This is a genomic window from Flavobacterium chungbukense (genome assembly GCF_020805785.1).
Lineage (GTDB): Bacteria > Bacteroidota > Bacteroidia > Flavobacteriales > Flavobacteriaceae > Flavobacterium > Flavobacterium chungbukense.
On the sequence record NZ_JAJGZV010000003.1, the window covers coordinates 315,558 to 341,870 of the forward strand.

Below are 26,313 nucleotides of genomic sequence, written 5' to 3' on the forward strand. Positions count from 1 at the left end.
ATGAGAATATTGTCTTTATTGCTTTTAACCGTTTTTATTGCAACTGGATGCTGCAGTCAGAAAAAAACAGATATGACTTCAACTCAAATTGAATATTCAGCACATTCTAGAGGTTATTATAAGACCATAGTAGCGCAAAACAAATCCATTTTGGTTACTGCGCAGCGTAATGCAGAACCTGTTAAAATCAATATTGATGATGCAAAATGGAACGAGATTGTGGCTGCATACTCAAAAGTGAATTTAGAAAATCTTTCTTCATTAAAAGCACCAACAGACAAACGAACTTATGATGGCGCCGCGATAGGAAATTTAAAAATAACTAAAGATGGAAAGACATACGAAACACCAGGTTTTGATAATGGTTTTCCGCCAAAAGAAATTGAAAAACTAGTAAATTTATTAGTTGATTTTGCTAAAGAATAATTATGACAATAAAAGAGATACAAAACGAAATAATAGACGAATTTTCAATGTTCGATGACTGGATGCAACGTTATGAATACATCATTGAATTAGGAAAAAGTCTTCCGTTAATTAAAGAAGAATACAAAACAGACGAAAATTTAATCAAAGGCTGCCAGTCAAAAGTTTGGTTGCAAGGCGAGCAAAACGATGATAAAATCGTTTTTACCGCAGACAGCGACGCCATTTTGACTAAAGGAATAATCGCAATTTTAATTCGCGCTTTCTCCAATCAAAAAGCAACAGACATTTTGGAAGCTGATACTGATTTTATAGACGAAATTGGTTTAAAAGAACATTTATCTGCAACACGCGCCAACGGTTTGGTTTCGATGATAAAAAACATCAAGATGTACGCTTTGGCTTTTGATGCTAAAAACAAAAATTAAGAAATTTTAAACCATATAAGTGATATAAGTTCATTTAAAACAAAACTTAAATTTTCTTAGATTACTTATATGGAGAAAAAACAAAAAAAGTAAGTTTTATCTTTCTTTTTTATTTGTTATTATTGCTGAAAAAAGTAATGATTACAAAGAAATATTTGACTGATTTAATATATCAAGTCAATGGTGCGGCGATTGAAGTTCATAGAAAAGTTGGGGCAGGACTTTTAGAAAGCATTTATCATCAATGCATGATTAAAGAACTTTCATTAAGAGGAATTAATTTTCAATCAGAATTGAAGATTCCTGTTGAATACAAAGGGTTAGAATTAGAATCAGATCTCAGATGTGATCTTTTTATTGAAAACTGTTTAGTTCTTGAATTAAAAGCAGTTGATCAAATTATTCCAATACACGTCGCCAAACTAATGTCTTATATGAAACTTCTAGAGTCCCCAATAGGGCTAATGATAAATTTTAATGTAACAAATATTTATCATGAAGGTCAAAAAACATATGTCAACGAATTATATCGCTGGCTAGAAGATTAAAAAAACAATTATTAAACACATTTTAGGTAGTACAAGTCAAAACTTAAATTTTCTTAAATTACTTATATGGTGGAAAAAACAAAAACAATGGAACAAGAAATAGACACAAACGAATTAGGAGAATCAATCGTAAGAATCTTAAAAGGAATTTACGACCCTGAAATTCCTGTAGATATTTATGAATTAGGATTAATTTATGACGTAATGGTAAACACAGATTACGAAGTAAAAATCTTAATGACTCTAACATCTCCAAACTGCCCAGTTGCAGAAAGCTTACCTAGAGAAGTGGAAGAAAAGGTAAAAACAATCGAACACATTAAAGATGTTGAAGTAGAAATTACTTTTGATCCGCCTTGGAGCAAAGATTTAATGAGCGAAGAAGCAAAATTAGAATTAGGAATGCTTTAAAAAATAGTCATAAAGTTGAAAGTCATAAAGTCCAAAGTAAAAAGACTTTATGACTTTCGACCTTTGACTTTAAGACTTAAATAATGGAAGAAATCATCAACAAAGTTGCCAATAGTGCTTTGGAAGTTTTTGATTTAGAAGATTATTATCCAAAAGGAATGCGTGTGCAGATTGACATTTCGCAATGGCTTTTAGAAGGCTTTTTATTAAAAGAAAAAGACTTTAGAGAACATCTTAAAAATCATGACTGGTCGCAATATCAAGACCAATATGTCGCTGTACATTGCAGTACAGACGCTATTATTCCGGCATGGGCATTAATTTTAGTAAGTGTTCATTTAGCTCCTTTTGCCAAAAAAGTAGTGAACGGAACAATAGAAGATTTGGACGGAAGTTTGTATGAAGAAATTTTAAGCAAAATAGATTACTCCGTTTATCAAAGTAAACCAGTAATTGTAAAAGGCTGTTCTAGAAAACCCGTTCCAATGCGTGCTTATATATTAGCTACTACGTATTTGCAACCCTTTGCCAGAAGTATTATGTATGGTGAGGCTTGTTCTGCAGTACCTTTATATAAGGAATCTAAGAAATAACCTGCAATAACAGGCAGTCAACCTTTATCTTTCAATTGGTTTTTAGTATATTTGATTACACACTTAAACTAGATACCATGAGAAAGATCTTTTTATTACTCTTCGTTTTAGCAAATCTTACTTTTGTTCAAGCCCAAAACACTGAAAAAGAATTAGCTCAAAATACTGAAAAAGCCGTAAAAAAACTCAATGACACTATTGAAAAAGAAGGCTGGAAGGCAAAAGGAATTGTATCACTTTTATTAAATCAGTCGAGTTTTAACAACTGGATTGCTGGTGGAGAAGACAGTTTCTCAGGAACACTCGGAATCAATTATGATTTTAATTATAAAAAAGACGACGTAACTTGGGATAATAAAGTCCTTGCCTCTTACGGTTTACTGCAAACTAAAAATACCGATTTTAGCAAAAAAACCGACGATAGATTAGAATTCAACTCTATTTTGGGTAAACGAGCTTTTGGCGATTGGTATTATTCTTTCTTTCTAAATTTTAGAACCCAATTTACAACGGGGTATATTTATGGTCAAGATGCCAATGGAAAAGAAATCAGAACAGAACAAACTAAGTTTATGTCTCCTGGATATCTTACAACTGGACCTGGTATTTATTGGTCTAAGGACGAAAATTTGAAAATAAACTTTGCTCCTCTAACTTCAAAATTCACTTTTGTAGACAATGCTTATACAAGCGGAATTGATAGATTTACAGGTTTGCCATATGTAGATGGGGATTATTTTGGAGTTGACGAAGGTAAAACCATGCGATATGAACTGGGTTTTTATGCATCTGTTTATTATAAATTAGCGATTATGACCAACGTAACCGCAGAAAATACTTTAAACCTTTATTCAAATTATTTAGAAGATCCGCAAAATGTTGATATCAATTATTCTTTGAATATCATTATGAAAATTAATAAATTCTTATCTGCAAATTTTGCTTTTCAAGCTATATATGATGATAATGCTTTCAGAGGACTTCAAACCAGACAAGTATTTGGTTTAGGAGTTAATTTTGGATTTTAATTTGAAGCTGGAAACCTGATTAATTTTAACGCAAAGAACGCTAAGATTTTTATTCGTTAGTTTTCTATAAAGATAAAGTTCGCAAAGCTATAATGATCTTAGCTTTGCGAACTTTTTGTTTATATAATTTTGGCGTTCTTTGCGCTAAATTAATTTATTCCTGCTCTTCTTCTTTTTCGATTGCATCTTTATAATCAGGATACAAGAATTTATTGTAAGGAAAGCGTGTTATATGAATTTGTCGAACTGCTTCATAAACTCTTTCTCTGAATTCTTCAAAATTCTCTTTTTGTCTCGCCGAAATAAACAATGCCTTATCTTCTCCAACATTACTCATCCAGGTTTGTTTCCATTCGTTAAGAGTATAATGTTTACGGGTTCTTTCCGTAATCAAATCGTCTTCGTCAATCGTAAGATGTTTATAGGTATCGATTTTATTGAAAACCATAATCGTTGGTTTATCATTGCTTTTAATTTCCTGCAAAATCTTGTTAACCGATTCAATATGGTCTTCGAAATCGGGATGAGAAATATCTACAACGTGCAAAAGCAAATCTGCTTCGCGAACTTCATCCAAAGTACTTTTAAAAGAATCTACCAATTGTGTTGGTAATTTTCTAATAAAACCAACTGTATCTGAAAGCAAAAATGGCAGGTTTTTGATAACCACTTTTCTAACTGTTGTATCTAAAGTTGCAAATAATTTATTCTCAACAAAAACATCACTTTTCCCTATCGCATTCATCAAAGTCGATTTTCCAACATTGGTATATCCAACCAAAGCTACACGAACCATTGCGCCGCGATTACTCCTCTGAACACCCATTTGTTTATCAATCGTTTTGATTTTCTCTTTCAATAACGAAATTCTGTCACGTACAATACGTCTATCGGTTTCAATCTCCGTCTCCCCAGGTCCACGCATACCAATACCCCCTTTTTGACGCTCAAGGTGTGTCCACAAACCAGAAAGTCGCGGTAGTAAATACTGGCATTGTGCCAATTCTACCTGCGTTCTTGCATAAGACGTTTCGGCTCTCTGCGCGAAAATATCCAGAATTAAATTGGTTCGATCTAGAATTTTACAATCTATAATTCTTGAAATATTTTTTTGTTGTGAAGGCGTTAATTCATCATCAAAAATGACAGTAGAAATTTTGTTTTCTACTACAAAAAGATTGATTTCATCAATTTTTCCTGTACCTACAAAAGTCTTCGGGTTAGGGCGTTCCATTTTCTGCGAAAAGCGTTTTATCACCTCACCGCCAGCGGTAAAAGTCAAAAACTCCAATTCGTCTAAATATTCATTTAGTTTTTCTTCACTTTGACTTTGAGTAACGATTCCAACAATTACCGTTCTCTCAAAATTTATAACTTCTTTTTCTAACATATTCTTGAATAAGGTGCAAATTTAATCATTTGTCAGCTACAATCAATTACACAATTTGGTTTTTAAATTTATATCTAAAAGTTCGACATAAAAAAAATGGAATTCTGCCAAGATTTACCTCAGCAAAATTCCACCTCCAAATGGTCTTTTTAAAAAAAAATTATTCGTAAATAAATGTTTTCTCTGTTTTTACAATTCCGTTTTCTTCTATCTGAGAGCAAGAAATTGGAAAATTTAATTTGTTGTATTTGTATTTTCTGCTAACAGCAACTAAAGCTGTAGACGAAGGACTGAAATTCATTTCGTTATTATAAGAAATAGATTCAAAATCAAATTCTTCTTCATGGTATGAAATCATTGGTACAATAACCTTATAATTATCTCCGAACAGACTTTGTACAATCAATTGGTCAACCGATTTTTTATCATCATAGGTATACGTTTTCGAGATTTTGTCTCCAACCAATCCTTTATGTTTAGATACATTATCATTTACATAAACATATTCTAATTTTCCAATAATTGCTTTATTTCTATCGCGTGAAGTACGTCTTACAATAAGACCGTTTTCCACAAGATATTCAATATCATCAACCAAATTCTGGTGATTGGTGCTTTTTTTAGTAGTTACTTTTATTCGTGCACCTTCATAAAAAAAAGAAACTGTTTTTGTAATATAATTTGGCCCTTCCTGATATTTTTTTACAAATTTGATAATATTGTTATCCGCATTGTATGTATAATTTACAACTTCTTTCCAATCGCTTCCCACTTTATCTTTTACGGTCATATCCAGCAAGCCGTTTTTATTGTAAAAGAAATGCTGTACAACATCTGAAGTTGTTACTGTCTGAAGTTTACCATCTTTAAAAACAAATGTTTTGTTTACAATTTCACCGTCTTTAGAATTTTGGTAATTAGTCTTTACAATGTTGATTTGTTTCAGTCGTACTGGAGCGTCCTGACTGTGTATTACGCATGGAAAAACCATCATTAAGATGGCAATTAAGTAGGTTTTCATGTGATATTTGTATTGATTTGGGATGACCAAAATACAAAATTCAATTAGATTTTAGGAATTTGGACTACAAAAACTACAAACTTTTCAATAAAATCATAAAAATCAACAGATTAATTCACGTTTTAAAAATTGAAACTTACTTTTCTCCAAATATCTTAATATCATCGACCATAAAAGCACCGTTTAGAGTTTTGTCTTTTCCAGATCCAATGTACTTAAAAGCAATGTTAATATTTCCGGAATAGGCAGAAAGATCAATTCCTCCTGAATTTATAAATTCGCGGCTAGGCGTTGAAAGATTTGAAACTTTTGCTTCAAGTTTGATCCATTTTGCTTTGGTTACACTTGAACCGTCAAAATTATTTGAAACATAGACTTCTAAAGTATTTAAAGGTGAATCGACTTTTAAATCATGTTGCGCACTTCTAAAAGAAAGAACTGCATTTTTATAACCTGTCAGATTAATTTTGGGAGAAACCAGCCAAGCGACATTTTCTGCCGCTGTTGTACTTGTAGTATTAAATTCTGCATAGCCATTTCCTGCATAAACCATGCTTTTCCATAACTTCGCTGCTTTCTCAACTATATTACTCCATCCAGGTAAAACAAAATTGACATTGTTTTTAACCGATTGAAAATCTTCTGAAAAAAATGGAGTATTTCTTTTTCCATTCATTACAATGTCGCTTTCAGAGCGAACCATCAATTGATAGTCTGTTCCGAACTTTGTTAGAATTCCTCTCACTTTTCCGCTTCCTTCTGGCACAAAATGATCTGCAAATTTTGCATAACTGCTGGTTCTAAAAATGATTTGATTTCCCGTTTTATCTCGTAAATTCCAATTTGTAGATCCGCCAACATTATTTGATTCTTCAAAATAATGATGTCCTAAAGCTGCTTCTGTAAACTCAACATCGTTTAATTCTATTAAAGTGTTTAATTTATTATCATTGAGTGCTTCTTCTACAGAAATTGATTCAACCAACAGATTCTCATCAATTATACTACAAGAAGCATTTAGTACATTTTTATATTCATTTTGCGAAATTCTGCCAATTGTTGGATCTCCAGCATTACTAACATACAAGCTTCCAATTCTTAATCCTCCATAATACAAATCTGTAAATTGATTTTTAAGTTTTACATAGACTTTATTTCCAACGCGATAATCAATATAAGTATTTGATGCATCAATGGGAACACTAAATCCAATTGCAGGATTTTTGTCGGTTCTTTTGGTCTGCAATGAAATAGCTTTGAAAAAATTTCCTTCTTCATCGCTCGATACGACATATCCTTCGATTACATCATCATACAAATATTGTTTCGCTGTGTTACTCGAAAGCTCATACACTTTTTCTACAGTCCTATTTACTTTGAAATCTGGTTGCGTACAAGCCAATTTTGGAGTTTCTACCTCGGTACTGCAACTAGTAATTATGAATAATAATATTGCAAACAATGTGTTTAAAAATATGTTTTTCATGACAATAAATTTTGATTTATAATCCAATTGTAAGGTTTAGAAAATAAGTTCTTCCATAACCGTAATAATATTTTGGTCCGAATGAAGGCGTTCCGCTAGAAACATCTTGATTTAGCGCTCTGAAATTGGCATTTCTGGCTTGTTCAAAACCTCCCGTTTTATACATTGTATCGAAAACATTGTTAACACTGGCAAAAACACCTATATACTTTTTATGAATACGCCAAGACTTTCCTCCGCTTATATTTAATAATGATATGGGATCGAATTTTTCTTGTTTTAGTAATTCATTTCCCCTCTCAAAAGTCGCCTCAGAGAAAGGAAAATTATTTGCTGGATTAATATAAAATTGAGGAGTTCTTGAAATTGGAGAAACATCAATATAGCTTTCTGCTACATAATTTACATTTGCTGCAATCCACCAAAACTTCGGATCTCTATATTCCAATCCTAACGAATAAGCTTGCTGTGGAGTTCCCGGTTGTTTGTAATTTTTAAGCAATGCTCTGCCAAAGTCAAAAGTAGTCTGCATTCCATCTTTTGCTAAATTTGCATCATTTGTAATTGATACATTCGGATTACTGCTGTAAACATAATTTCCGTATGCTGCACACAAAGTCGCTTTGAATGTTGCTGAAAGTTGATATTCAAAACTAAATTCTGCTCCTGTATTTTTCTTATCCAAATGCGTTAAAGTTTGACTCACAAACGCATCTGTAGCATCGTAGCCAGCTCCGTTGTCAAAAATTCCTTCGGCATAGAAAAAGGAACTTTTTGAAGTGTTTTTAATTAAAGTGTAATAAGCCGTAAAACGCAGTTTAAGTTTTGGAGAACGATACACATAATTGGCTTCGGCTGTGCTGATATTTTCACTTTCAATTCCGTCAACTATCGAATTATTTAATCTCGAATTTGAAAAAATATTTCGAAGAGATGGAGCTCTTGTCAAATGTGAAGCATTAAAAAACAGCAATTGTTTTCCTGAAATTTTATAGGTAAATCCGCCTTTGAAACCAAAATTCTCAAAATTGACTTTGTCACTTTTTCCTAAAGAAGTCGTTGAATATAATCCGTTTTGGTACAGTCCTTCCCGCTGATAATCTGACATCGAATAAGATTGTGCCAGATAGAATTCTGTTTTATTGTAAATGAATTTAAATTGCGTAAAAACGTCCAAAGTACTAGCCAGTAAATTATAATTATACCCGTAAGTATCCCCTTTTCTGACTTCTCTATTTGGATGCTGCAAATCGGACTGTGAAAGACTTCCTTTGTAGAACGCATCAATGTCTTCAAAATAGGCTCCACCTAAAAGATCTAATAAATACTGAAAATTATGTGACTTTAATTTCCTAAAAGTAAACCCTCCGTCAAAAGAAATATTTGGAGTAATTTCCGTATTCAGGTTTGAATTTATTGCAAAAGTTCGATCATCGGTTCTGTCTTCATATAGAACATAATGGCTTTTTGCAGGTTCAAAACCATTTTGACCCAGTTTCTGATTTGCAAAATACAATTCATTCCAATCAATCTGTGGGTTTGCTAAAAATGAAATTCTATTTTTTTCCGCATTTTCATAATCAGGAGTAAACTCTCCTGAAAATTCTCCTTTGTCTTTTTCATATAACGAACTAAAATAACTTGGCATTTTTTTATAATAAACAGGATCTGGACTGTCTGCATTTTGATAATCAATAGTACTATTTCCCACTTTTCCAAACTGATACATTACACTCGAATTCAGATTTGTTTTAGCATCAATTTTAAAATAATGATTAACAATCAATAAGGGTTCTTCTACATTTTTTATTCTTGCATTTCTTTTTTCTCCATTCTGAAATCCCCAATAGGAGTTGTATTTTTCACCCATTAAATTCACTACTTCATTTGTATTTGGTGAATTTTTTCCGCGTGAATTTGGTGTATAAAATCCCGTAAAATTGAGAGAATTTCTATTGTTTAGTTTCTTCTCAACACTGAGAAAAAAAGAGTCTGCATTGAAATTTGTTCCTTCAAAATAACCTTCATCAGCCCATCTTTTTCCAGCCGAAAATACATAAGCCCATCCAGACCTATTCATTCCAGATGCATAAGTTGCAATTCCTCTTGCTGTATAAGTTGTGTTGCTTCCGGAAAAGGTAAGCGATGTTCCTTTTCTATATAATGAAGCTCTTGTGGTTATTTGTTGTGTCCCTAATATTCCGCCAAAAGTATAATTGGAAGCGGCTGTACCAACTGAAAATTCCTGATTGCGAAGTACATTATTTAAGCCACCCCAATTGCTCCATTGTGGTCTTCCATCATAGATTTTATTCATGATCATTCCGTTTAACATCATCGTTCCGTTTTCGCTGTCTAAACCTCGAACTCGAAATCTAGCCTGCCCCCAATTGAATGCAGAAGCTTGCATAAAGGCATCTTTTGACGATTGCAAAAGTCCAGAAGTCATTTCAGACGAACTATTATCATCGGAGAAATCACTGTCAGATAAAGTGATTAATGCTGCCGGAACCTCATCTGAGTATGTATCTTCTAATTGTAATATTCCGAGATTTATATTCTGTCCGGAATTAGATTGGAATTTTAAAAGAAAATCTTTGTATCCCTGACTTCTGAGCAAAAGTAATTGCTCTTTTTTGGGGAATATATGAAGTTCAAATTGTCCCGCTTTTGATGTTAGCTGCATTACAGCTGTGTTTTGTACGGTCACCACCACATTTTCAAGCGGATTTTGTGTTCGGGTATCAATAACAATTCCTGTAACCGTTATTTCCTGCTGCGCAAACGCAAAAGTAAAAGACATTAGAATAAAAACTGTGAAGTACTTTTTTACCATTAAAAGTTCCAATTCATTTTGAAAATAATTTTTAGGATCGCAATCCTTTATTCAAAAGATAAAATTGGTTTTTGGAAAAGAAACTTTAATGTTTAAGCAATGTGCTTATAATTCAAATATAAATAAAATATTTAAATAACAGTTAATTCTTACAAATTTATTTTGATTTAGTAAAATATTAATTAATATAGCCCGTAAATTAAGTTGTTCTAATTTTAGAAACCATAAAAGCTATCAGTACACCAAAAATTCCGATAAAGGCAAAAGAAAACTGTAGTCCGAAACTTTGTGCAATATGTCCAATTACTGGAGGCCCCATTAAGAAACCTAAGAAACTTACGCTGGAAACAATCGTCAAGGCTTCGCCTGCGGGAACTGTTGGGTTTTTCCCCGCTATGCTGTAAACGGTAGGAACAATGGTTGCGACACCCAAACCTACAAACATAAATGCTATCGTACACGGAATAATATAAGGAAGAAAAACAGCTGTAAAAAGTCCTGCTGAGATCATAACACCGCTGATCTGCATAACACGTTCACGCCCAAATTTATTGATTAATCCGTCTCCTAAAAATCTTCCGCCTGCCATCATAATCATAAAAGAAGTATAGCCTAAAACTACTAAAGGTCCTGGCGCTTGTACAATATCTTTAAAATAAACACCACTCCAATCAAACATAACACCCTCGCTTGCCATACTGCAAAATCCGATAACGCCAAGCCAAAGTAAAGCCGTGTCTGGTTTTACAAATAGTTTTTTTCTTTCTTCTTTTGGTTTTGCTTTTTCTTTTGCTCTAACTAAAAACTTGAAGTTAAATGCCACCATCAGTAAAACAATTATTCCAACAATTATAAAATGATGCAGCGGATTCAAATTTAAAGTCAGCATTCCTAAACCTACTAATGCTCCAGTAAATCCTGCAAAACTCCACATTCCGTGAAATGCAGACATGATTGTTTTTTTAAACAAAACTTCGGTATAAACTCCTTGTGTATTTACGGCAATATTGGCTAGATTTCCGAATAAACCGAACAAAAATAAGCCGAGAGATAATTGTAATGCTGTTGTTGCTAAACCTAAATTAATAAGGCAGAAAACGTACATGATTAAAGAAAAAATCAAAATACGATGGCTTCCAAATTTCGTTACCATTTTTCCTGAAAATGGCATAATCGCTAATTGTCCAACCGGAAGCGCAAAAAGTATAGAACCTAAATCGCCTTCGGTTAAATGCAGAGCTGTTTTAATATCTGGAATTCTAATGGCCCATGTTGCGAAACTCAAACCCATTCCGAAATAAAACATTCCAACGGCAAAACGAACTCGATTTAAATAAGAAGCTTTTGCTTCTCTAAATACTTTCTTGATTTTACCTTTGGTCTGAAAAAGCGCTAATGGATTAAAATTTATCAGCATATTGATTTTGATTTTGTGATATTTTCAAAAATACTAAAAACGTGCTTCAAAGCCTATAAAGTCTAATGTTATACACAATATACAACGTTATTGTTTATAAATTAAGAAGTTTTCAATTGATTTCTTCTTATTAAAATTACAATTTTTCGGGTTCATTAATATTATAATTTATTGCAAAATTTCTTAAAGCAAAAAAAAGGAGCGGTCTCAAATTTTGACACCGCTCCTTTTCTATCTATATTTCTGTGTTCCGTACGGACATTTCGTCGGTAGAAAATTATATTATTAACATTATTTTTTTTCTACCAACGAAACATTCCTATGAAATGTATTATTATATGCTTATTACCTTTTGTTGTGCATTACTTGCAATTGCAGCCTCTATAACCTGCATTACTTTTACGCCATCTTGCGCCGTAACGGGTTCTTCTTTATTGTTAGCAATCGAATCGTAAACACCATCAAAAAAACTGAAATAATTACCTTGAAGTGTCGGAATTTTTTCTCTTACTATTTTACCATCAATTTCTGTATGTAAAAGACCTTGCAGATTTTCATCTTCTGTTCCCCAAGATTCTAGGTTTGGTTTTTTTCCCACTTTTAAATCGTCTTCCTGAACATCTCCACGAGATTTTAAGAAAGAACCTTTTTTTCCGTGAATGGTATACGCTGGATTGGCTTCTCTCACAAAAAATCCTGCTTTTAGTCTAACTCTGAAATTAGAATAAAACAAGGTTAAATCGATCCAATCGTCTACCACAGAATTTTCTCTTGTTACTCGAATATCGCCAAATACCGCTTTCGGACAGCCAAACAAACTAACGGCTTGATCTATTAAATGCGGTCCTAAATCTTTTAGAACTCCTGCGCCGTCATTGGCTGTTTCTTTATGCGCTTTCGGACTCAATAACGGATTGTATCTATCAAAATGAAATTCTGCTTCGATTAAATCGCCAAGTGTTCCTTCGTCAATAATTTTCTTGATGGTTTTAAAATCACTGTCCCATCTTCTATTTTGAAAAACTGCCAATTTTAAACCTTTTTCTTTTGCGATTGATGCTAGTTCTTTCGCCTCGGCAACTGTTGTCGTGAATGCTTTTTCTACAACGGCATGTTTTCCTGCCAAAAGTACTTTTTTCGCATATTCGTAATGCGTTCCAACTGGCGTGTTTACAATTACCAAATCGACATCATCGTTTAATAATTCATCTATAGAAGCATAACTTTTTACGTATGGATAATCTTCTTGAATTAACTTTTTGCTTCTTTCCCAAGAACCTAATAATTCAAATCCTTGGTGAATATCTAGAAATGGAGCGTGGAAAACTTTTCCCGACATTCCGTATGATAATAATGCTGTTTTTATTTTTTGCATGTTGTTGTGATTTTTTTGACACAGATTATATGGATTAAAAGGATTTCTGTTTGCCACTAATTACACAAATTTACACAAATCATAGTGCTCAAAAAACTTAAATAAATTCGTGAAAATTTGTGTAATTGGTGGCGAAAAACATTAAAAAAATCATTTTAATCTGTGTAATCTGTGGCTAATAAAAATATTTAAAGTTTAGCTCTTTCGTATTGTTTTGGCCATTGAATATCGTCGTTTAGTTCTTTCGCAAAATCCAACGGAAGATTTGGGTTTCTTAAAGATTCTCTCGCGAACAGAATTAAATCGGCTTGACCGTTATTTAAAATTTCTTCGGTTTGTTTCGCCTCCGTAATTAAACCAACGGCACCAGTTGAAATATTTGCTTCCTTTTTAACCTTTTCTGCGAAAGGAACTTGGTAACCTGGACCAAGTGTTATTTTTTGATGCGAAACTAATCCGCCTGACGAAACGTCGATTAAATCTACTCCTTTTTCTTTTAATATCTTCGAAAGCTGTACTGATTCTTCTGGATTCCAACCGTTTTCTGCCCAATCTGTTGCTGAAATCCGAACAAATAATGGCAAATTAGAAGGCCATTCTGTCTGAACTGCTTCGATAATTTCTAAAGTAAAACGAATTCGGTTTTCAAAACTTCCACCATATTCATCGGTTCTTACATTTGTTAATGGAGAAAGAAATTGATGCAATAAATAACCGTGCGCCGCATGGATTTCTAAAACCTGATATCCTGCTTCGACTACTCTTTTTGTTGCTGTTTTAAAATCTGAAATTACTTTCTGAATTCCGTTTTGATCCAAAGCTTCTGGAAGAAAAGGCTCATTATCGTGATACGGAATCGCACTAGGGGCAACGGTCTGCCATCCGCCTTGAGCGAAATCTAATTTTTTATTTCCCTCCCAAGGAGAAGATACACTGGCTTTTCTTCCTGCGTGTGCCAACTGAATTCCTGGAATTGAATTTTGAGAAACAATAAATTGGTTGATTTCTTTTAGTTTTTCGATATGTTCGTCTTTCCAAATTCCAAGATCTGAAGGCGAAATTCTGGCTTCTGGGGAAACTGCTGTGGCTTCCTGAATAATTAGCCCGGCGCCTCCGCTTGCTCGGCTTCCTAGATGAACCAAATGCCAATTGTTTGCAAAACCATCTTCTGCCGAATATTGACACATAGGAGAAATGACGATTCTATTTTTTAATGTAATGTTTTTTATAGTTAAGGGAGAAAATAATTGTGAAGCCATAATTGTAACTTTAAATGATTTTATACTACCAATTAGTATAGGTAAATGTTCAAAAAGTAAAGTTACAGTATCTTGTTAAAACGAGATATTTAAATGTTTATTAATTAACAAACATTTAAATTAAAATCTATTTTTGGGAACATTAGCTAAAAAGGTTTTTCTCTATTTCTGAAAATTCTTTTTTTTCAAATTCTGTTACTTTTTTATCTTTCAGCAGAAAAATTTTATCGCAGTCCTTATAAAGAATTTCTAAAATATGAGATGAAATTAAAACGATGCTGGTCTTAGAAAGCTCTCGAATGTAATTCATTAATAAATAATTCGATTCTAAATCCAATCCGTTGAAAGGTTCGTCTAAAATATAGATTAGAAAGTCTTTTTGAAAAACGGCATTCAAATAGGTTTTCTTTTTCATTCCTGTTGAAAATTCACGAATTAACTGATTTTCTGGAACTTCAAAAATTTCATTAAAAACAAATGTTTTCAAATCTAATAAATGGGCATAAAAATCATAAAATTCATTCGCCGTTAATTCGTCATAAATAGGAGGTTCAGTAGGAATCCAACCTGCATTCTGCAGCATTAGTTTTTCCTGATTTAGAAAACAACTTCCATTATATCTTTCAAGACCCAAAATGCATTTAAAAAGTGTCGTTTTTCCATGTCCGTTTTTACCAATAACGCCATAAATTCCAGGCTTATCGATATTGATTTTAATATCGTCTAATATTATTTTATCGCCGTATTTTTTTTGATCAATTTGAATCTTCAGCATATTTAATGGCGTTTAAGTTTTTAATTGCTTTTTTGTACATAAAAGGCGTTATAATCAATGGGAATCCAAAAAGGAAAATACTTGTTGCAATAAATAGCACGAAAAAAATCTGTTGAATCAAGTTATTTCTAAAGAATAAATATTTCAAAATGATATTGGCTAATGGTGCAATAAATACAAATCCAATCCAAATTAATTCTTCCCACATTTGAAAAACACAGAGCATTATCGCTATTGGAATTGTAATGTAAAAAGTATTGAGAGTTGTATTTTTTAATTGATACCACAAATACTTTTCTGCTGCATAAGGGTTTTGCTTAATTTCTTCTATTCTCTCTCTTTCAAAAGAAGGCGCACAAGCTATTAATGACAAAATCAGTAATACAAAATAAATGAGATTATGGTTTTTATATTCTGCGGCAATGTAAATCAATATTGGTAAAAAAAGGAAGAGGTAAATTAGTTTGTATTTTCTAAAATTGATGTGCCAATAAACATTAAATAAATCAAATGGATATTTTAGTGTTTTGAAATTTGACTTTGGAAGGTTTATTAAAAAGACATTAAAAATTAATATTCCTGCAATGAGCAAAAACTCTCCTTTAAATACTAAGACCAAATAAAAAGGCAAGGAATAAACAAAATATTCTAAGAACAATATCACTTTATAATTTTTTCTGAGCTTCAAGATTTCGATATCAGATCTTTGCAAATGATAGCCAACAACATCTAGAAAAAAAATTAAAATATAGTTTTGAAAATGCTGGTAATTTTTAAAAACTAAATATGCAGTAAACCAATAAAGCAGTACAATTAAAAGTACGGCAATGTTATCTCCTTTAGAAACTAACTTTCTAAAACGAACAGTAAACAAATATTTTAGAATTGTAATCAATTTTCCATTAAATAATCTTTGTTTTCATATTTGTAACATAATTAACCATTACGTTACTAATAAAATGAACATTATTTAATTTATTAAAAGTAAGAGGAATTATTAACAAACATTTAAAACCTTAAACATTATCTTGCGGTCTTAAATTAAATTATAAAACGCTACTTTTGTGCGTTAAATACGAACTAAAAATAAAAAATGGATATAGTTATCAAACTCTCTCAATTTCTATTGAGTTTATCTTTACTTATTATTCTTCATGAATTAGGGCATTTTATCCCTGCTAAATTATTTAAAACAAGAGTCGAAAAATTTTATTTGTTTTTTGATGTTAAATATTCACTTTTCAAAAAGAAAATCGGAGAAACAGAATACGGTATCGGATGGCTTCCGCTTGGAGGATATGTGAAAATTTCTGGAATGATTGACGAAAGTATGGACAAAGAGCAAATGGCTCAAGCTCCTCAGCCTTGGGAATTTCGTACTAAACCAGCTTGGCAGCGTTTAATTATTATGCTTGGTGGTGTTACAGTAAACTTTATTTTAGCTTTTATCATATATATAGGTATGGCTTTTGCCTACGGAGATACATATATTGCTAACGCTGACCTAAAAGATGGCGTTTCTATTGAAAATCCTGCTATGCTTAAAGCTGGTTTTAAAACTGGTGATAAAATTATTTCTATTGATGGAAAAACAGTAGAAAACTATGACAGCGACATGAACATGAATGTTATAATGGCAAAACATGTTTTGATTGAAAGAAATGGAAAACAACAGACGATTACAATGCCGACTGATTTCGTTGATCAGCTTTCTAAAACAGAAAAGGGTCTTCTTATTGGAATACGCAGACCTTTTGCAATTAGTCAGATTGCAGAAGATTCTCCAAACCAAAATTTAAAACCAAAAGATTTAATTCTTTCTCTTAACGGACAAAAAATTAAATATTTTGATGAAGCAAAAGCGGTTTTAGAAACTAACAAAGGAAAACAAATTCCTGCTGTAGTTTTACGTGATTTGAAAGAAACTCCAATTACTTTAAAAGTTACTAACGACGGAAAATTGGGTGTTGTTTCTGGTGGTTTAGATATGAAATCATTGGAGAAATTAGGGTATTATAAAATCAGTACGAAAAAATATGGTTTCTTCGAATCTATTCCGGTTGGTCTTGAAAAAGGTAAAGATCAGTTAGTAGGTTACGGAAAACAATTAAAAATGATTTTTAATCCAGAAACTAAAGCGTACAAACAAGTGGGTGGTTTTGCGGCAATTTTCAATATTTTCCCTACTTCTTGGAGCTGGGAAGTATTCTGGTCAATCACTGCTTTGTTGTCAATTATGCTTGGAGTTATGAATTTATTGCCAATTCCAGCACTTGATGGCGGACACGTAATGTTTTTATTGTACGAAATGATTAGCGGTAAAAAACCGAGCGATAAATTCCTAGAGAATGCGCAAATGGTTGGTTTTGTATTACTTATTTCACTACTACTATTTGCTAATGGTAACGACATTTACAAAGCCATTGTAGGCAAGTAAAAAAAAGTCAAAAAAAGAGTGAAAATGTTTTTGAGAAACTAAAAATAGTTTTATATTTGCACTCGCTAAAAAGAGCAACAACTTCCTCCTTAGCTCAGTTGGTTAGAGCATCTGACTGTTAATCAGAGGGTCCTTGGTTCGAGCCCAAGAGGGGGAGCAACTTTTTTTAGCAAACATATTTACCTTTAAGGTGATTCCTCCTTAGCTCAGTTGGTTAGAGCATCTGACTGTTAATCAGAGGGTCCTTGGTTCGAGCCCAAGAGGGGGAGCTTAAAAAATACCACTTACAAATTGTAAGTGGTATTTTTTTTATGCTTATTTAACAATCAAAAAAGGTTTTCTTTCTTTTAATAGTGTTTTTTACTTTCAATTTATATTTTTTGTAAATTTGCATCATTATGGTGGACATTTCAAATACAGCCGAAAGAATTGAATTTGCTTTAAAGCAAATGGAAAAAACAATGCCAATTGTCAAAAAACAAGTTGCTGTCTATGAAAAAAATATTGCTTTAGGTAAAGATCAAAAGAAACCGCCAATAGCTCCACAATTCAAAAATGTCTAAACCTCTTTTACTTGTTGTAGCAGGATGTAATGGATCTGGGAAGTCAACTTTTTCTACACCTCTTTCACCTGACAAATTTACTCCTTTTGATTATGATCTTGAATTTTTAAGATTTTATAATTCTTTAATGGATTCAGACATAAGAGACTTAATGGCACACCGAATGGCTTTTAAAGAACTTGAAAGCCAAATTAAAAATGCTATTGAAAACAGATTAAGCTTTTGTTACGAAACAAATTTTAACTCAACTCCTCTTCATTGGCCAGAATTATTTAAAAACAATGGCTATGATTTACATTTAATTTTTCTTTGTCTTGATTCAATTCAAGAAGCTAAAAAAAGAGTTGCTATTCGTGTAGAAAATGGAGGGCATTTTGTTCCTGAGAATGAAATCCAAAAACGTTATTTTGAAGGATACAATAATTTAGATTCTTTTTTCGACTATTTTGATTATGTCGATCTATATGACACGTCTCAATATTTAGAAAAACCATCCCATATTTTATCAATCGAATCTGGAAAAGTTTTACATGTAACTAAGATTCCAGATTATTTAGGTGTTTTGATTCCCAATATAATTTAAGAAATTAAACCTTTACTTCGCTACCAAAGTCTCGCTTTTAAACCTTTTCATCAAAATAGCAGCCTTGTCGATTTGATTGATTGCTTTTAGAGACTGAGCATATCTGTAGTAATAAATAACATCTGGATCCTTTACCAAAATAAACAGCTGTTCATAATAACCTGCTGCTGTATTAAGGTTTCCTTCAAAATAAAGTCGGTCGGCTACTTTTTGAAGCATTTCTGGCGATTTATAGCCTTTCTCTAATACTTTTTCATAAGTTCCCGTTACATCTACACTTGCATATTGCGTTTCTTTAGCAGGAGCTTTGATATCGATTTTAACGGGTTGCAAAGAAGCAGTTAGATTTCCCGCTTGAGGCTTTGTTTCAGCTATCGCAGTAATCTTTTGTTTTCTTTTTACATATTTTGGAATTATGGTTCGAACATTATTGGGTCCTAAATCATAAGTATCGACCATATCAAGCTTGGAAACTTCATAAGTTATAATTCTTCCTCCAAACAGTTTATTGATTCTTTCTTCTACATAATAAGATTTAATAACTAAGTCACTGTCTGATTTATTATCTGTCAATAATATTGTTTGTCCTTTTACTGAAGAAGCCGCATTTGCTGCGCGTTGAGCAAAGCAATTAAGAGAAATTATCAATAAAAATATGCTTAAAAACTTTTCGTACTTTTTCATAAACAATTCAATAAAATTAAGGTTTTGCCTTAAAATTTTATCAAAAATATCTCATTAATGCTGTTTTGTTTAATATTTTCCACAAACAACTTGGAAAGACGTTAAAATGCTTTTTTTCTGTAAAGCGTTCCTGATTAGGGAGAAAGAGTCCTTAAATTGTTGTCTTAGATATTCTTAAAATCAAAAAGCGCCGCAATTCTCATTGCAGCGCTTTTCTATTTTCTTAAAAACCCAGAGTAATTAAACCCCTAATTTCTTAGCAATCTCAGCAGGAATTCCTCCTTTGTTTACTAGTAATGCAGTAGTTTTATATTTTACGAAGTTCTTAGTTACAAACAAGAAACCTTTGTAGTCGTTTGTTTCTCCCCAAGAATTTTTTACGATATAATATTCTTTTCCAGTTTGGTCTTTTGCTAAACCAATAATGTGCATTCCGTGGTCGTCTGTTGTAGTGTAGTTATCAAACGCTGCCTGACGCATTTCTGGAGTAATTTCTGGTTCTGCTTTTGGTCCGTTAAATAAGTCTGCTTTTTCTTCTGCAGTCATATCATCGAATTTTTTAGTTGCTACATAAGCCACACCATTTTTCCAGCTGAACGTTTTCTCGCTAACATCTGTTGCCCATGCTACTGTGTATCCTTTTTTCAAAGCATTGTCGATAACATCTGTCATATCGTTCAATTTTACGTTGTAAACTTGATCCAATGACCAGTTGTCTGGCACCATCATAGTTGTTTTTTGGTAGTATGGCGTGTTTGTAAAAGAAGACATTTCTACATACTCATCTGGATTAATTCCAACGACTTCTTTAGCAAAAGTTTGTGGTGTGTAGTTTTTTCCTTTGTAATTGAAGTTTTCTGGCACTTTTCCTAAATAAGAATCAATAACCGCTGCATAAGCTTTTTGCCAGTTTGGTGTTAATTCTCCGTTTGGATTTTTAACTACCGCTGACAAAACACCTTCAATAAGCGCTGCCATTTCAGCAAATTTATTTTTGTCTGTTCCGTAGTTTAAACCTGTGTAAACTTCTCTCGGAACAGTGCCGTATTTTTTATACATATTGATTACATCATGCAAAGCTCCACCATCACCTAAAGTAATTGCTCCGTGCATACGAACGTAGTTTACACCTTTGTCAACATATACATTTCTTGCAGAATAAATTTGAGATAACTCAACTGGCTGTTTTCCTAAACGAATCATTTCTGACTCTAAGAATGAGTTTGTTGAATAACTCCAGCAAGTTCCAGATGAACCTTGAGTTTTTACCGATGTTGTTCCTAAGTTAATTACTTCTGTAAATTTGAAGTTCTCTTTACTTTTGTCGCTAGCGTTTAGTTTAAGTGAATTTACTAAAACGTCTTGCGCAAAACAGCCTGCTGTTCCAGCCAAAAATACTGAAGCTGCAAACACTGATTTGAATGAAAATGTATTCATAAGTTATGTTTAAGATTTAACAAAATTAGTCTGCAATGTTTCTAATTTGTTACAAAACAATTAATTTTTTTGTAATTTATTGCTATGTAGGGGTTAATTTTTTCACAATCTTTCCGTTAAGGTGTAAAAGATTACAAAATATGCAAAAGCAGCAGCCGTTTTATAATCAAATTTAAATTGTATTTTATGATTCTCAAATAAGTAGTATTTTGGTTCTCTGTAAATACCACGCCATAATAGGAAATGTACGAACTGGAAAAAGAGAAATATCTAGGTAATACCAAAAACATCTTCAATACCCATGAAGGACTTGCGGTGGTAGAAACCGAATACCAAAATAAGGTCTATGAGGGATGGCATTCGCATAATAATGCTCATATTACACTTTTTTTAAATGGAGGCACAACAGAAAAACGCAAGAATTTTAGCGAAACTGTTGGTCCAGGTTCCCTACTTTTTTATCATAGTGATGAGCTGCATCTGAACCAAAATACTCTTTTTCCTTCAAGAAATATTAATATCGAGATTGAAGAACATTTTCTTAAAGAACTTGAAATTAATGAAACCATTATAGAAAAATCGGTTCAAAATACAGCTCTTACCAAATTTTTGATTCTAAAGATTTTTAAGGAAACACAAACTGCTGATTCTTTTTCTAATGATACTATTCGAATGTTATTTTCGCAACTTTTTAATTCTAATAATCATTTGGAACGATTCGAAAAAAGTCCTTTTTGGGTAAAAAGCTTAAATGAATTATTAAATGATTGCTGGAATGAAAATCCAAATTTAAATGATCTGGCACAGCTTTTACATTTAAATCCAATTACCATTTCTAAACATTTTCCGAAATATTTTGGCTGTACTTTAGGCGAATATATGCGCCGAATTAAAATTAATCGTTCGCTTTCGCTGATACAATCCAGCCCAGCTAATTTGACTGAAATAGCTCTTCAATGCGGATTTTCGGATCAAAGTCACTTTATCAGAACTTTTAAAACCCAAACAGGCTTTCTTCCAAAAGAATTTCAAAAATTATAAAAAGGCAAATTTCATTCTATTTTTTGATTTTGATGACACATACATTTGCTTAATCAAATCATTAAAACCAAACCAATGGAAACGCTTACTTTAAAACAAAAAACATTCAATTCTCCAATAACCAAAATTATTCTTGCCTTACTTACTTTTATGGCCGTTGTTATTATCGGACAACAAATTGCTTCAAAATTACTCGGTTTGACTGCACTCGATAGAGATTACAGAAATCTATTAAAAGGACTTTTTGTTTCGGCATCATGCATCTTTAGTTATATCTTTTTCTTTAAAAAATATGATAAAAGAATCATAACAGAATTTGCGGTAAAAGGGCTTTCTAAAAATCTATTTATTGGTATTTCGATTGGTTTTGTTTTACAATCCTTAACTATTTTGGTCATGTACCTTAACGGAAATTATAGTATTGTAAAAATCAATCCTGTTTCATTTATCCTGATTCCGTTTGCAATTATGTTTACCGTTGCCATTATCGAAGAAATTTTGGTTCGCGGTATTATCTTTAGATTAATGGAAGAAAAACTAGGAAGCTACATTTCTCTAGCTATTTCTTCAGTATTATTTGGAGTTCTACATTTGGCAAATCCTCATGGTACTTTGATTTCTGGAATTTGTATTACAACTGCAGGTTTTTTATTTGGAGCTGCGTTTATGTACAGTCGTAGTTTATGGTTGCCAATTGCTATACATTTTGCTTGGAATTTTACTCAATCTGGAATTTATGGAGCGATTACATCTGGAAATGAAAAAACAAATAACTTAGTAGAAGCTCAAATACAAGGGCCTGAATTTATTACAGGTGGAGCATTTGGGCCAGAAGGATCAATACAAGCAATTGTCTTTTGTGCTCTAGCAACGTTAATATTGTTGGTGTTGTGCCATAAAAAAAATAGGATTACCAAACCTTATTGGAAGAGATAAAACTTATAACCAAAAAACAACTATAAAAAAACCATTTAGAATTCCCGGTAGTACTATCGGGAATTGACTTTTTTATAAACATTTTATCTAAGCCAATTGCTTCCAAAAACGATATAATAAGCCCAATCTTCGGGTCCTTTGGCAACATCAACACCCATTCGGAGTTTAAACTTTCTGGCTAACAAATATCTAAAACCTGTGCCGTAACTATAAACAACTGGTTTTTCAAAAGCTTGATCCCAATCGTTAAAGGCACTAGCTAGACCTCCATAACCCATAATACTCCAGCGTCGGTAAAAATCCCATCTTAATTCGGCTTCGGTTACAATACTGGTTTTTCCCTGATATCTCGCCGCTGGAACTCCACGTAAATTGATTCCTGGTAAAAGATAAAAAGGCGGGTTCCCAAACGCCTGTTCCCCTTCAATCCTCAGCCCGCCAATTAATTTTTTAGTTAAGGGATAAAATCCAATTGCAGATAAATTGACGCGCCAGGCATCATAATCGCTTCCTAATATATTATCAGACCAGAAAAAATCTGATTGAAGCCTAATTCCTTTATCTGGTGTAAATATATTGTCGCGTCCATCAAACTGTATCGCCGCTCCCAACTGACTTATGGTGCTTTTGATATCTTTTGGCTGTACAAAAGGTGGCGGAAGATTTACATCGGGCAGGTTTATTTTTGAGTTTAAAAAAAGGTATTGCGGTCCTGCGCTCCATTTCGGATTATTAAATTGTTTAAGCCACTGCGTATAAAAAATAGTAGACTTAAAGTTGAGTTTGAATTCCTGATCTGGAAGGTTTGGACGATTATTAGCATAAAATGATAAATTCATATCTCCGTAACCCGCCATGACACGGTACAATATTTTGGGTTTTATCAATGTGCCCGAACGAAAAGCACCTACCATCCAGCTCTTATTTCCAGTATACATTCCAATTCCCCCTGTTATATCTGGGTTTATAAAACGTTTTTTTCCATTTTCATCTACAACGGGTGCGTGTTTTTTAAGAAAAACAGGCACTATTGCTCCTCCAATTCCTCCTAATGCAGGTTCTGTAATAACCGTTGGGACAACAATAAAACCGTGTGCATAAATAATGTAGTCGCTTAAATCGAGAGCACCATCAAGCGAATCTTTTACGCTTATATGCTTTTTCTGCGCATTTATTACCTGAAATGATAACAGAAACCAAAGTGAGAATAGGATAATTTTTTGAGTTGTTTTTTTATTTTCCATATAAGAGAATCTGAGTCGTTTTACATTAAAAATTAACCTTATTCTAAACCCTTAAATCTCTCCAATCACTTTTTCTTCAAACTGAAAACATGCGCTAAAGTGATAAAAAAAGTATTTCCCTGAAATCTATTGACTGCTCCTAATTCTGAAACCCATCTAAAACCAGCCTGAGTCATACTTCCGATATGAAAATAATTAACCTCAGCACCAAGCGCCGTTACATGATCTTTGTCTGGCTCAATTATAATGCTACCCACCGGAATTTTATCATCCGATACTTTATACTGTAAGTAATAAATTAATCCTGCGTTCAATATTCCTTTTGGAGCCGTTTTTTCAGCGTTCATGCAATAGAATGTTTTCCCTAAACCACCTTCAAGACTAAAAATATCGCCCGTTTTTATATCGGTGTCTTTTTTCTTTCCATTGATTTCATAGGCAGCTAAAGCTGAAAAATGGAATGTTTTTTTGTCGTTAAAAAACAAGGTTGTTCCTGCCGAAATTTCATTCATAAACATTCCTAAACCGCTGTTTTCGCTTCCTCCCAATTCATATTTCCCGGTGGGAATGTACATTTGGTAACTGAAAACAAAATCGGCTTTTTTATTGTGCCAGCCTAATTGGATGGGCTGCACATACATATCTGTAAAGGCGAAATTGCTTTTAGAATCGATATAACTTCCTTGAATAGTATTTGAAGCTCCAGCCAATAAAATAGTAGCTCCGTAATTGGCTCCAAGAATTTTAAAATCGCTTACATAATTGGCTCCAACACCTGTTATAAACATGGTTAAGTCAGGATTTCCAATTTTATCTCCATCTCCATTCCGCAGGCAATTTGCCGTGTAAATATATGCTGGAATATATACACTTAGAGTATTTTCAGGTGCTTGAGTTCCTGATTGTAATCCCATTGCGCCTAAAATATGACCGCCTTTTAATTGTGCATTTCCTATAAAAGAAACGAATAGCACTATCATTGTTAAAGCGGATTGCAATACTTTTTTCGAATTCGTATTTTTTGCTTTCATGCTGAAATTTTTAAAATGAATAAGACATTACAATCGCAACCCATCACTTCATTTTTGAAGTATCAACTTCTACTTAAAATAATAAGCGTTTGTACGATCTGGATTTATTCTAATGGTTTTGAAGTATTCTGAAGGAGATTTTCCAGTATGTTTTATAAATGCTCTAAAGCAAGTTGTTCGCGATTTAAAACCAGAACCCCAAGCCATTCCTTCCAGCGATAGATCTTTCCATTCTGGATCATTTATTTTATCTTTAAAATATTCAATTCTTTTGAGGTTTATATAATCCTGAAAATGAAGTCCGAATTCTGAATTGATTAAATTAGATAAATGATGAACAGAGATTCCTGTTTCGTCTGATAAATCTCGAATTACGAAATCTTTTTTCAGAAAGAGGTTTTTAGAATTCAAGACATGATCCAGTTTTAAGAGATAATCTTCTCTCTTTTCAGAAGTTAATTCGTTTGTTATCGTGATTACATTTTTTGTTTCTTTTGATTTTACAATAGTGCTATTATCAACAACAAAATCGAAAGTTTCTTCTTCATCATGAAAAATATTCGGCCTAAAATAAAGCCACCCGACCGTAAAAAACAGAACAGATGAAATTAAAACGTAACAAGATATATCTACAGCAACGACTTTTCTGAGAAGAAAATGATGAACAAATAATGCCGAGAACAGAAATAAAATCATCAGGTTATACACCTTAATCCAATTGATTACTTTGCTTCTATGGAATTGATTTCCTTTAAATTTTTTCAAATCATAGTTTAAAATCAACATGGTTTGAAAAAAAACATAAAACAACCAAAGTGTCAGTGTCAGAATCGAAAAGGGATTTTTGATTACACTAGCAAGGTAATCAATCGCTTTTATATTAGTATAACTTCCAATATATACAATTATAGTCAATGCAAAATAGATGACAAATGGCATAAAATGAATCCAGTCATATTTTCTGAAACTTTTTTTAAGAGACAAAATATTTCTAACATAAAGAAAAGAACAAGGAGCCGTTAGAAAAATAAACGCTTTTGTAATAGTAATCAAATCTGGAAAGTTCTTAAATATATTCGCAGATAAATAAAAATTATAAATACTTACTACTGCCAAACTCAGCAAGAAAATCCCCAAGAAGAAACTTTTAGAATAGTTTTTTCTAGACAAAAGAACCATTAAAGCGGTGGCAAAACCAGCAATTGTAGCTATAAAGAAGAATAGCGAAAGTAAAATATCGATCATTTTTTTTAGCTTAATTTGTTTATTATACTTTCTAAAAAAATACTCCGAAAGTGGGGCTTTCGTCTAGAAAACAAATGTGCTTATAGGCTAATTAGACCAAGCACATTTGTTTGTACTGT

Annotated in this window: 25 protein-coding genes and 2 tRNA genes; 13 read left to right on the forward strand and 14 right to left on the reverse strand. The window is 32.6% G+C overall.

What is annotated here, in order from left to right; genetic code table 11:
* From LL966_RS11625 to LL966_RS11650, 6 genes are all read left to right on the forward strand, one after another.
* A complete protein-coding gene (locus LL966_RS11625) occupies window positions 1-426 on the forward strand; it encodes a hypothetical protein (protein ID WP_229353340.1) in 426 nt (141 codons plus the stop codon).
* A gap of 2 nt (window positions 427-428) precedes the next feature.
* The gene (locus LL966_RS11630) at window positions 429-854 is read left to right on the forward strand and encodes a SufE family protein (RefSeq protein ID WP_229353341.1); all 426 of its coding nucleotides are present in this window, start codon (window positions 429-431) and stop codon (window positions 852-854) included.
* A gap of 137 nt (window positions 855-991) precedes the next feature.
* Window positions 992-1,402 (forward strand): GxxExxY protein, encoded by a 411-nt coding sequence (locus LL966_RS11635; RefSeq protein WP_229353343.1) that lies wholly within the window; start codon window positions 992-994, stop codon window positions 1,400-1,402.
* Between the two features lie 87 nt (window positions 1,403-1,489).
* On the forward strand, window positions 1,490-1,813 hold the full coding sequence (locus LL966_RS11640; protein ID WP_025570977.1) for an SUF system Fe-S cluster assembly protein: 324 nt from the start codon (window positions 1,490-1,492) through the stop codon (window positions 1,811-1,813).
* Window positions 1,814-1,896: 83 nt separating this feature from the next.
* Window positions 1,897-2,406 carry a DUF2480 family protein gene (locus LL966_RS11645; protein WP_229353345.1) on the forward strand — a complete coding sequence of 170 codons (510 nt, stop codon included), beginning with the start codon at window positions 1,897-1,899 and terminating at the stop codon, window positions 2,404-2,406.
* Window positions 2,407-2,483: 77 nt separating this feature from the next.
* Window positions 2,484-3,434: a DUF3078 domain-containing protein gene (locus LL966_RS11650; protein ID WP_229353346.1), complete on the forward strand. Its 951-nt coding sequence runs from the start codon at window positions 2,484-2,486 to the stop codon at window positions 3,432-3,434.
* A 154-nt stretch (window positions 3,435-3,588) separates the two neighbouring features.
* Here LL966_RS11650 and hflX read toward each other — a convergent pair whose 3' ends face one another.
* The 9 genes from hflX to LL966_RS11695 form a co-directional block, all read right to left on the reverse strand.
* Window positions 3,589-4,824 (reverse strand): GTPase HflX, encoded by a 1,236-nt coding sequence (hflX, locus tag LL966_RS11655; RefSeq protein WP_229353348.1) that lies wholly within the window; start codon window positions 4,822-4,824, stop codon window positions 3,589-3,591.
* Window positions 4,825-4,984: 160 nt separating this feature from the next.
* Complete coding sequence (locus LL966_RS11660; protein WP_229353350.1) at window positions 4,985-5,845, reverse strand: hypothetical protein; 861 nt, start codon at window positions 5,843-5,845, stop codon at window positions 4,985-4,987.
* 136 nt (window positions 5,846-5,981) lie between these two features.
* Window positions 5,982-7,331 carry a DUF5689 domain-containing protein gene (locus tag LL966_RS11665; RefSeq protein WP_229353351.1) on the reverse strand — a complete coding sequence of 450 codons (1,350 nt, stop codon included), beginning with the start codon at window positions 7,329-7,331 and terminating at the stop codon, window positions 5,982-5,984.
* Window positions 7,332-7,347: 16 nt separating this feature from the next.
* Complete coding sequence (locus LL966_RS11670; protein ID WP_415781051.1) at window positions 7,348-10,134, reverse strand: carboxypeptidase-like regulatory domain-containing protein; 2,787 nt, start codon at window positions 10,132-10,134, stop codon at window positions 7,348-7,350.
* A gap of 232 nt (window positions 10,135-10,366) precedes the next feature.
* Window positions 10,367-11,584: an MFS transporter gene (locus tag LL966_RS11675; RefSeq protein WP_229353352.1), complete on the reverse strand. Its 1,218-nt coding sequence runs from the start codon at window positions 11,582-11,584 to the stop codon at window positions 10,367-10,369.
* 334 nt (window positions 11,585-11,918) lie between these two features.
* Window positions 11,919-12,959 (reverse strand): Gfo/Idh/MocA family oxidoreductase, encoded by a 1,041-nt coding sequence (locus tag LL966_RS11680; protein ID WP_229353353.1) that lies wholly within the window; start codon window positions 12,957-12,959, stop codon window positions 11,919-11,921.
* Between the two features lie 188 nt (window positions 12,960-13,147).
* Complete coding sequence (namA, locus tag LL966_RS11685) at window positions 13,148-14,218, reverse strand: NADPH dehydrogenase NamA (protein ID WP_229353354.1); 1,071 nt, start codon at window positions 14,216-14,218, stop codon at window positions 13,148-13,150.
* A 142-nt stretch (window positions 14,219-14,360) separates the two neighbouring features.
* The gene (locus tag LL966_RS11690; RefSeq protein WP_229353356.1) at window positions 14,361-14,993 is read right to left on the reverse strand and encodes an ATP-binding cassette domain-containing protein; all 633 of its coding nucleotides are present in this window, start codon (window positions 14,991-14,993) and stop codon (window positions 14,361-14,363) included.
* Window positions 14,974-15,888, reverse strand: a complete 915-nt coding sequence (locus tag LL966_RS11695) for a hypothetical protein (RefSeq protein WP_229353358.1) — start codon at window positions 15,886-15,888, stop codon at window positions 14,974-14,976. Before LL966_RS11695 ends, LL966_RS11690 begins: the two co-directional genes overlap by 20 nt.
* Before the next feature lie 198 nt (window positions 15,889-16,086).
* On the opposite strand from LL966_RS11695, the gene rseP reads away from it, so the two are divergent.
* The 5 genes from rseP (at window position 16,087) to LL966_RS11720 (ending at window position 18,576) form a co-directional block, all read left to right on the forward strand.
* Complete coding sequence (gene rseP / locus LL966_RS11700; protein ID WP_229353360.1) at window positions 16,087-17,430, forward strand: RIP metalloprotease RseP; 1,344 nt, start codon at window positions 16,087-16,089, stop codon at window positions 17,428-17,430.
* A gap of 83 nt (window positions 17,431-17,513) precedes the next feature.
* Window positions 17,514-17,587: transfer RNA gene (locus LL966_RS11705), tRNA-Asn, on the forward strand.
* Between the two features lie 38 nt (window positions 17,588-17,625).
* Window positions 17,626-17,699: transfer RNA gene (locus LL966_RS11710), tRNA-Asn, on the forward strand.
* Window positions 17,700-17,828: 129 nt separating this feature from the next.
* Window positions 17,829-17,993 (forward strand): hypothetical protein, encoded by a 165-nt coding sequence (locus LL966_RS11715; protein WP_229353362.1) that lies wholly within the window; start codon window positions 17,829-17,831, stop codon window positions 17,991-17,993.
* On the forward strand, window positions 17,986-18,576 hold the full coding sequence (locus tag LL966_RS11720; protein ID WP_229353364.1) for a zeta toxin family protein: 591 nt from the start codon (window positions 17,986-17,988) through the stop codon (window positions 18,574-18,576). Before LL966_RS11715 ends, LL966_RS11720 begins: the two co-directional genes overlap by 8 nt.
* A gap of 12 nt (window positions 18,577-18,588) precedes the next feature.
* On the opposite strand, the gene LL966_RS11725 is transcribed toward LL966_RS11720, so the two are convergent.
* Window positions 18,589-19,260 carry a hypothetical protein gene (locus LL966_RS11725; RefSeq protein ID WP_229353365.1) on the reverse strand — a complete coding sequence of 224 codons (672 nt, stop codon included), beginning with the start codon at window positions 19,258-19,260 and terminating at the stop codon, window positions 18,589-18,591.
* A gap of 240 nt (window positions 19,261-19,500) precedes the next feature.
* Window positions 19,501-20,697: a C1 family peptidase gene (locus LL966_RS11730; RefSeq protein ID WP_229353366.1), complete on the reverse strand. Its 1,197-nt coding sequence runs from the start codon at window positions 20,695-20,697 to the stop codon at window positions 19,501-19,503.
* 243 nt (window positions 20,698-20,940) lie between these two features.
* Between LL966_RS11730 and LL966_RS11735 the strand changes: the two genes are divergently transcribed.
* Together LL966_RS11735 and LL966_RS11740 are read left to right on the forward strand one after the other, a co-directional pair.
* The gene (locus LL966_RS11735) at window positions 20,941-21,738 is read left to right on the forward strand and encodes an AraC family transcriptional regulator (RefSeq protein ID WP_229353367.1); all 798 of its coding nucleotides are present in this window, start codon (window positions 20,941-20,943) and stop codon (window positions 21,736-21,738) included.
* A gap of 75 nt (window positions 21,739-21,813) precedes the next feature.
* Window positions 21,814-22,674, forward strand: a complete 861-nt coding sequence (locus LL966_RS11740) for a CPBP family intramembrane glutamic endopeptidase (RefSeq protein WP_229353368.1) — start codon at window positions 21,814-21,816, stop codon at window positions 22,672-22,674.
* An 83-nt stretch (window positions 22,675-22,757) separates the two neighbouring features.
* On the opposite strand, the gene LL966_RS11745 is transcribed toward LL966_RS11740, so the two are convergent.
* The 3 genes from LL966_RS11745 to LL966_RS11755 all read right to left on the reverse strand — a co-directional run bounded on the left by LL966_RS11745 (window position 22,758) and on the right by LL966_RS11755 (window position 26,194).
* A complete protein-coding gene (locus LL966_RS11745) occupies window positions 22,758-23,918 on the reverse strand; it encodes a BamA/TamA family outer membrane protein (RefSeq protein WP_229353369.1) in 1,161 nt (386 codons plus the stop codon).
* Window positions 23,919-23,983: 65 nt separating this feature from the next.
* On the reverse strand, window positions 23,984-24,949 hold the full coding sequence (locus LL966_RS11750; RefSeq protein WP_229353370.1) for a SphA family protein: 966 nt from the start codon (window positions 24,947-24,949) through the stop codon (window positions 23,984-23,986).
* A gap of 69 nt (window positions 24,950-25,018) precedes the next feature.
* Complete coding sequence (locus LL966_RS11755) at window positions 25,019-26,194, reverse strand: helix-turn-helix domain-containing protein (protein ID WP_229353372.1); 1,176 nt, start codon at window positions 26,192-26,194, stop codon at window positions 25,019-25,021.
* Window positions 26,195-26,313 lie beyond the last annotated feature (119 nt).